At 37.0% G+C, this 6,575-nt stretch carries 9 protein-coding genes; 2 read left to right on the top strand and 7 right to left on the bottom strand.

Annotated features, from left to right (window positions below):
- The first annotated feature begins 72 nt into the window (after positions 1–72).
- A complete protein-coding gene (locus E1171_RS10360; RefSeq protein ID WP_155205935.1) occupies positions 73–915 on the top strand; it encodes a universal stress protein in 843 nt (280 codons plus the stop codon).
- A gap of 86 nt (positions 916–1,001) precedes the next feature.
- Here E1171_RS10360 and E1171_RS10355 read toward each other — a convergent pair whose 3' ends face one another.
- The 7 genes from E1171_RS10355 to E1171_RS23795 form a co-directional block, all read right to left on the bottom strand.
- A complete protein-coding gene (locus tag E1171_RS10355; protein ID WP_155205934.1) occupies positions 1,002–1,565 on the bottom strand; it encodes an acyl-CoA thioesterase in 564 nt (187 codons plus the stop codon).
- Positions 1,566–1,676: 111 nt separating this feature from the next.
- Positions 1,677–2,816, bottom strand: a complete 1,140-nt coding sequence (locus E1171_RS10350) for a 1-acyl-sn-glycerol-3-phosphate acyltransferase (RefSeq protein WP_155205933.1) — start codon at positions 2,814–2,816, stop codon at positions 1,677–1,679.
- Positions 2,817–3,126: 310 nt separating this feature from the next.
- Positions 3,127–4,080 carry a signal recognition particle-docking protein FtsY gene (ftsY, locus tag E1171_RS10345; protein WP_155205932.1) on the bottom strand — a complete coding sequence of 318 codons (954 nt, stop codon included), beginning with the start codon at positions 4,078–4,080 and terminating at the stop codon, positions 3,127–3,129.
- A gap of 80 nt (positions 4,081–4,160) precedes the next feature.
- Positions 4,161–4,316 (bottom strand): DUF4295 domain-containing protein, encoded by a 156-nt coding sequence (locus E1171_RS10340; RefSeq protein ID WP_155205931.1) that lies wholly within the window; start codon positions 4,314–4,316, stop codon positions 4,161–4,163.
- Between the two features lie 2 nt (positions 4,317–4,318).
- Complete coding sequence (rpmG, locus tag E1171_RS10335; protein WP_155205930.1) at positions 4,319–4,501, bottom strand: 50S ribosomal protein L33; 183 nt, start codon at positions 4,499–4,501, stop codon at positions 4,319–4,321.
- Positions 4,502–4,554: 53 nt separating this feature from the next.
- Entirely contained in the window at positions 4,555–4,794 is a 240-nt protein-coding gene (gene rpmB / locus E1171_RS10330) for a 50S ribosomal protein L28 (protein ID WP_155205929.1), read from the bottom strand.
- Between the two features lie 84 nt (positions 4,795–4,878).
- Entirely contained in the window at positions 4,879–5,043 is a 165-nt protein-coding gene (locus tag E1171_RS23795) for a C1orf53 family protein (protein WP_187696382.1), read from the bottom strand.
- A gap of 195 nt (positions 5,044–5,238) precedes the next feature.
- On the opposite strand from E1171_RS23795, the gene rocD reads away from it, so the two are divergent.
- Positions 5,239–6,507: an ornithine--oxo-acid transaminase gene (gene rocD / locus E1171_RS10325; RefSeq protein WP_155205928.1), complete on the top strand. Its 1,269-nt coding sequence runs from the start codon at positions 5,239–5,241 to the stop codon at positions 6,505–6,507.
- The last annotated feature ends 68 nt before the right edge of the window (positions 6,508–6,575 follow it).

Below are 6,575 nucleotides of genomic sequence, written 5' to 3'. Positions count from 1 at the left end.
TGTAATAATGAAAACCTAATTACCTCCTCTCCTTCCCCCTTTTACCAAATTGACAATAAGTAATTTTAAACCATGAAAAAAATATTGATCCCCACCGATTTTTCTGAGGAAGCAGTTTACGCCCTGGATTTTGCACTGGATTTAGCCAAAAAAACTGGTGTAGAATTATATCTTCTTCATGTGGCTGAATATCCTACTAGTACATTTTCTGCGACGGGTGAGGCGGCAACAAATCCAATGGATAATGCATATGTAGGACAACTCATTGAACGGCTTAAAAAAAGAATTAAAGAAATTATTAATGAACCACGCTTCGACCAAATAAGAATATCTGGAAATGTAGAATTTGGAAGTCCATATAGCAGCATTAGTAGTAATATTGTGGAACAGGAAGTTGATCTGGTCATTATGGGGTCTAAGGGAGTATCTGGACTTGAAGAAATCCTAATCGGTTCAAATACGGAGAAGGTAGTAAGAAATGCAAAATGCCCTGTGATCACCATAAAAAGCCCTGTAAGTGCTTCTTCGATCAAAGAAATTGCTTTTGCCACTAGTTTAAGAGAAGAAGAAATGCAGGTGGTAAATAAACTAAAGGAAATTCAGGACATCTTCGATGCTCATTTACAGGTGGTCATGATAAATACCCCAAATAATTTTATGATTGATCGAGATATCAGAAGAAATATGAAAAGATTTGCCGACCATCACAAACTAAAAAATTATTCTCTAAATATCTACAACGATGTGGTAGAGGAAGATGGGATCATTTATTTTGCAGAAGAAATCAATGCCGATATGATTGCCATGGGCACCCACGGACGTACAGGGCTCATGCATTTATTGGGGGGAAGTATTGCTGAAGATGTCGTCAATCACTCAAAAAGACCTGTTTGGACTTTTAATATGCACGCCTAAGATAAGATGATTAATCAATAATGAATAACGATATAATGCTTCTAAAGCTTCACTTTTCATCATTCACTATTGACTATTCATTAATTTCAGCCCAACAATTCCAAACGACAACGTTCCTCCCTTAAAAGGTCAAAAACTTCTTCTTGTTCAAAAGCTTTTTTGGCCGATTGCATGTTTTTGTAATAATCCTGTTTAATTTTCTTTCGTTGTACGGCATCCATAAAACGGCGTACTTCCTCATTTGTGCTCAAAATCAATTCGGGGACTTTTACAGTTTGATGCTCTTCTCCTTTGGCCACCATAGTTACATAACTCGTGTTAGTGTGTTTACAGGTACCACTTTTTATGTTTTCAGCTTCTACCCTAATACCCACCATTAAGGAAGTATTACCTACGTAATTCACTGAAGCCTTCAAAGAAACTAAATCCCCAACTTCTACCGCTTGAAGAAAATTCACCTCATCCACTGATACTGTTACGCAATAATTTCCCGCATGCTTGCTGGCACAAGCATATGCCACCTTATCCATTAATGACAATAGAATTCCACCGTGTATCTTTCCCCCGAAATTAGCATAAGAAGGAATCATCAGTTCGGTAATGGTAGTTTTAGAATAACTTACCGGACGGGCTTCAGTTACTGGATACATATATAGTTACGAATTATAAATTTGGAATTAGAAACCTGAAGTTTCAAAATAAAAACCTGACCAAGGAAAATAAAGACGTGGCTAACCACGTCTCTATGTTATAGCCAAAATTTACTTACTCGCTAAATAGTTTGAAACCGGGTATGAATACATCTGTAAGAGGATTTTTCTCAATTCAGTCTTATCTCCTTCCATCATCATGATTCTTCCACCCAAATACTGCATAAATCGAGAGCGTTCCTCTTGTGAGTATTTAGTAATGTGGTTAGTTTCATGAAGCACATCATAAGCAATCCAATTTGAAGGCCACAATTTATAATTTTCATAGATCTTCTGATCTATCATTTTGGCCAGCTCACGGATCTGCTCATTTTTATTTTTACAAGTTTTAAGTGCTTCCAATTCCTTATCCAAAGGTTTGGCTAAGGACAGATGAACACGACCTTTATATCCACTGATACCCGTAATCATACTTTGAAGATCCTCCCCAGCTTTTTTCTCATATGAACCAGTAGTCTTACGAATATAGATTTCTTGCGCCATCATAATATCACAAGGATTTAGTTCGTAAGAAATAGCAAAAGGCCTGATATTAAGCATACGCTTACTCTCAATGAAATCTTCCTCCCCACTGCTTAGGGTAAACATTTTCAATAAACCGGCCTGTGTCTGATCATTACCATCTTTTGCTCTTCCTTCTCCCTGAGCGATCCATACAGATGTTTGTTTCTCGGTTAATGTATGTCGAATGTAAGCCGAAAGTAGTTGAGAATAATTGTACATTTGCCGAGGGGGAACATTCCTATTCACCACGAAATTCCGATTCAATTTGGCCAACCAAGTAGTAAAAGGCGTCATTAACAAATTACTGCCAATGCCAACTTCGGTAGTTTCATGGCCAGAAATATGCAAAATGTAATTTAGTAATGCAGAATCCAGGACAATGTCCCGATGATTGGAGATATATAAATAGGATTGATTTTCATCTACTTGATCAAAACCACTATGACTTAAACCATCTGTAGTTTCCTTCAAAAGACGCTGCAAAGCAGGATAGGTAATCCCCACCTGAAAATCTTTAATGGTATGAAGGTTTTTTAGCTTGTCGAGTATTTCTTCTTTTGAAAGTTTCGGAAAAATAAGTTGCAAGTACTTTAAAGAATCTTCATCCTTAGAAAGTTGACCTAAAACGTCATCTACTTCTTCGTCCCGAAATGGTCTTATTTCATCAAAATCTGAGGGTGTAAACATCTTTGTCCTTTAAAATTATAATGGACAAAAGTAAGGTTTAATTAGTGAATAATGAATTATGAAGAGTGAATAATGAATTGATTAGGCACAAAACACTTCTTATACGACCTAAAAATCAAATGCTATATACTGAAAAGATGATTCATTAAGGAGTGGAGTACGAAGTGCAAAATAGAAAAATAAAGACAGCAAACTCCCTTTTCTATACAGAAAAAAGATTGGAGTGATCTATCCCACTAATTTAGTAAAGCAAAACTTAAGAAGAAAAAAAAGATAACACTATGGAGAAGCTTCCCAAGAAGGGAAATGCTTATTTTTTAAAAAATGAATCAACAAATTCCACCTTATTAAATACTTGTAGGTCATCAACTTTTTCCCCTACCCCAATGTATTTAACTGGGATTTTAAATTGATCTGATATCCCAATTACCACACCACCCTTAGCAGTTCCATCCAATTTGGTAATAGTTAGAGAAGTAACATCTGTAGCTTTGGTGAATTCGGTGGCCTGTACAACAGCATTTTGCCCTGTGCTGCCATCTAAAACTAACATCACATCATGGGGAGCATCTTCAATAAACTTCTTAATAACCCGCTTGATTTTAGAAAGTTCGTTCATCAAATTTACTTTGGTATGTAACCTTCCAGCAGTATCAATGATCACGACATCTGCTTGAGTTTCTACTCCTTTTTTCACCGCATCAAAAGCAACAGAAGCAGGATCTGTGTTCATTCCATGAGAAATAACAGGCACACCTACCCGCTCTCCCCACATGATCAACTGGTCCACAGCCGCAGCACGAAATGTATCAGCCGCGCCCAACACTACTTTTTTTCCTCTTTTTTGAAATTGCGCAGCTAATTTCCCAATTGTAGTTGTTTTTCCCACACCATTTACTCCTACTACCAAAATCACGTAGGGCTTATGACCTGCAGGAATAATAAAATCATTGACCTCCTCGGTCATATTTTCAGATAATAAAGCTGCTATTTCTTCCCTAAGGATGTTATCTAGCTCACTTACACTCATATACTTATCACGGGCAACTCGCTCTTCTATACGCTCAATGATCTTGATAGTGGTTTGGACCCCAACATCAGAGGTAATCAGTACTTCCTCCAAATCATCCAATACCGCCTCATCAACCTTTGATTTACCAACGACAGCTTTCCCCAGTTTAGAGAAAAAGTTATCTTTTGATTTCTCAAGACCCTTGTCTAATGATTCTTTCTTGTCTTTAGAAAAGAAACCGAATAAACCCATGCGCGTGTAATTTTAGTACTATCCTAAAATATAAAAAAGTCCCGAAAAAGGGACTTTTTATTAATTGTTCTTCCGGTAAATTATTTAGCAGCGAGTGTGTTTTTCACTTCATCTACCGGTACCATTTCCTCTTTGAAGGTGTAAGCGCCGGTTTTTGGAGATTTAACGGCTTTGATTACTTTGGCGAAGTTCTTTCCACCTTCTTTTTTTAAAGTTGCAACTACCTTCTTTGCCATGATTATTTAATTTCTTTGTGAACAGTCATTTTCTTAAGGATTGGATTATATTTCTTCAATTCCAATCGGTCAGGTGTATTCTTTCGGTTTTTGGTGGTGATGTATCTTGAAGTACCAGGCATACCACTTTTTTTATGCTCTGTACATTCCAAAATCACCTGAACTCTGTTGCCTTTCTTAGCCATTTCCTTAAAGAGCTTAAATGTTGTTAATTAATTCTTTTCTACAATCCAGGTTATTAAACGAGCATGTTTCCTTGCTTTCTCGCCTTTTTCAGTACTGCTGAGATACCGTTCTTATTGATGGTTCTTAAAGCAGTAGTCGACACCTTCAAAGTGATCCATGCATCTTCCTCAGGAATGTAGAATCTCTTTTTATGCAGATTTGGATAAAATTTCCTTTTTGTCTTGTTATTGGCGTGAGATACGTTATTACCCACTCTAGGTCTTTTCCCTGTAATTTGACAAACTCTAGCCATGATTTATAACTGTTCTTTGCGTTGATTTACAAATTAGTCTGCAAATATCATATAATTTTTCTTAAGTTCAAAGGGGTTAGAAAATTAAACCTCTTTTTTCCTAAAGCCATATGGGCAATGTTTGCAACCATTTTTACAGCAATAACCTCTTTTCAGGTGATATTTTGCTGTAAAAACCATTAACCCTTCTTCATTGAAGTAATAATCTTCTTCTCCTTTATTTTGCTTTTGATTACCTTTTAATTTCAAAAATGTTCGTTTTATAGATTGTAGAGATTTTACTAACTTTGAATCGTTTGCAGAAAAACACCTGCTTTATTTCATGAATATTCAAAATTAGTAAATTTGTTCTCCAATTCTGATAATATTTAATAATGTCAGTACAGAGCAATTGGATGTTCCAACCCATTGGAATGAATTCGTTGATTTAAATTAAAAAAAATTATGGCCGAGAAAGTAAAATCCAGTAAGGAAGCTATTGAGTTGGAAGAAAAATACGGTGCACACAACTATCACCCTTTACCTGTGGTATTGGCGAAAGGAGAAGGTGTTTTTCTTTGGGATGTTGAAGGAAAGAAATACTATGACTTCCTTTCTGCTTACAGCGCGGTAAATCAAGGACATTGCCATCCTAGAATTGTAGATGCAATGAAGAAGCAAGCAGAAACCTTGACGTTAACTTCCCGAGCTTTTCATAGTGATCAATTAGGTATAGCTGAAAAATATCTTTGTGAGTTATTCAACTACGACAAAGTTCTGATGATGAACTCTGGGGCAGAGGCCAACGAGACGGCAATCAAATTGGCCAGAAAGTGGGGGTATACTAAAAAAGGCATTCCAGAGAATGAAGCGGTAATTATTGCCTGTAAACACAATTTCCACGGAAGAACGACTACAATTATCTCTGCTTCCACTGATCCTGTAGCCACCAAAGGTTTTGGACCTTACATGCCAGGCTTTCAAGTAGTAGAATATGATAATGTAGAAGTTCTGGAAGAAGCTTTGAGCAACCCAAATGTTTGCGGCTTGTGGATTGAGCCTATACAAGGTGAAGCCGGTGTTTATGTTCCTTCAGATGGATATTTGAAAAAGGCCCAAGAGCTGTGTACCAAGCATAATGTGATATTGATGATGGACGAAATCCAGACCGGAATCGCAAGGACAGGAAAAATGCTGGCATCTGATCATGAAGGTGTTCATCCAGATATGCTTATTTTGGGAAAAGCCATTTCTGGTGGAGCAATGCCGGTATCTGCTGTTTTGACCAATGATGACATCATGCTCACTATTAAACCAGGAGAGCACGGTTCCACTTATGGAGGTAATCCCTTAGCTTGTGCAGTAATGGTGGAAGCATTAGAAGTAGTTAAAGATGAAAAGCTTGCTGAAAATGCAGAAAGACTTGGAAATTTATTCCGCGACCGAATAAATCAGTTTATTGCTGAATCTGAAATCGTGAATTTGGTGCGAGGAAAAGGATTACTGAATGCCATTGTGGTGAATGATTCGGAAGAAAGCTCTACTGCATGGGATATCTGTGTTGCCCTCAAAGAAAATGGTCTTTTGGCCAAACCAACCCATGGCAACATCATTCGATTTGCCCCTCCTTTGGTTATTACTGAAGAACAGATCAATGCCTGTATAGATATCATTGTAGACACAATAAAAGAATATGAAACCAAACAATGGAATAAACCCGTTGCTTTGAGTTAATTAGAATGCATTCCTAATATTTCATTATAGAAAGGCGTTGGTTTTATAAGATCGGCGCTTTTTCTTTT

This window comes from Xanthovirga aplysinae (assembly GCF_009711365.1).
GTDB lineage: Bacteria > Bacteroidota > Bacteroidia > Cytophagales > Cyclobacteriaceae > Xanthovirga > Xanthovirga aplysinae.
This window is presented reverse-complemented; position numbering and strand designations above follow the sequence as displayed.

Coding starts and splice junctions, on each gene's coding strand:
- E1171_RS10360 (WP_155205935.1), top strand. CDS start 73: ATGAAAAAAATATTGATCCCCACCGATTTTTCTGAGGAAGCAGTTTAC.
- E1171_RS10355 (WP_155205934.1), bottom strand. CDS start 1,565: ATGTATCCAGTAACTGAAGCCCGTCCGGTAAGTTATTCTAAAACTACC.
- E1171_RS10350 (WP_155205933.1), bottom strand. CDS start 2,816: ATGTTTACACCCTCAGATTTTGATGAAATAAGACCATTTCGGGACGAA.
- ftsY (WP_155205932.1), bottom strand. CDS start 4,080: ATGGGTTTATTCGGTTTCTTTTCTAAAGACAAGAAAGAATCATTAGAC.
- E1171_RS10340 (WP_155205931.1), bottom strand. CDS start 4,316: ATGGCAAAGAAGGTAGTTGCAACTTTAAAAAAAGAAGGTGGAAAGAAC.
- rpmG (WP_155205930.1), bottom strand. CDS start 4,501: ATGGCTAAGAAAGGCAACAGAGTTCAGGTGATTTTGGAATGTACAGAG.
- rpmB (WP_155205929.1), bottom strand. CDS start 4,794: ATGGCTAGAGTTTGTCAAATTACAGGGAAAAGACCTAGAGTGGGTAAT.
- rocD (WP_155205928.1), top strand. CDS start 5,239: ATGGCCGAGAAAGTAAAATCCAGTAAGGAAGCTATTGAGTTGGAAGAA.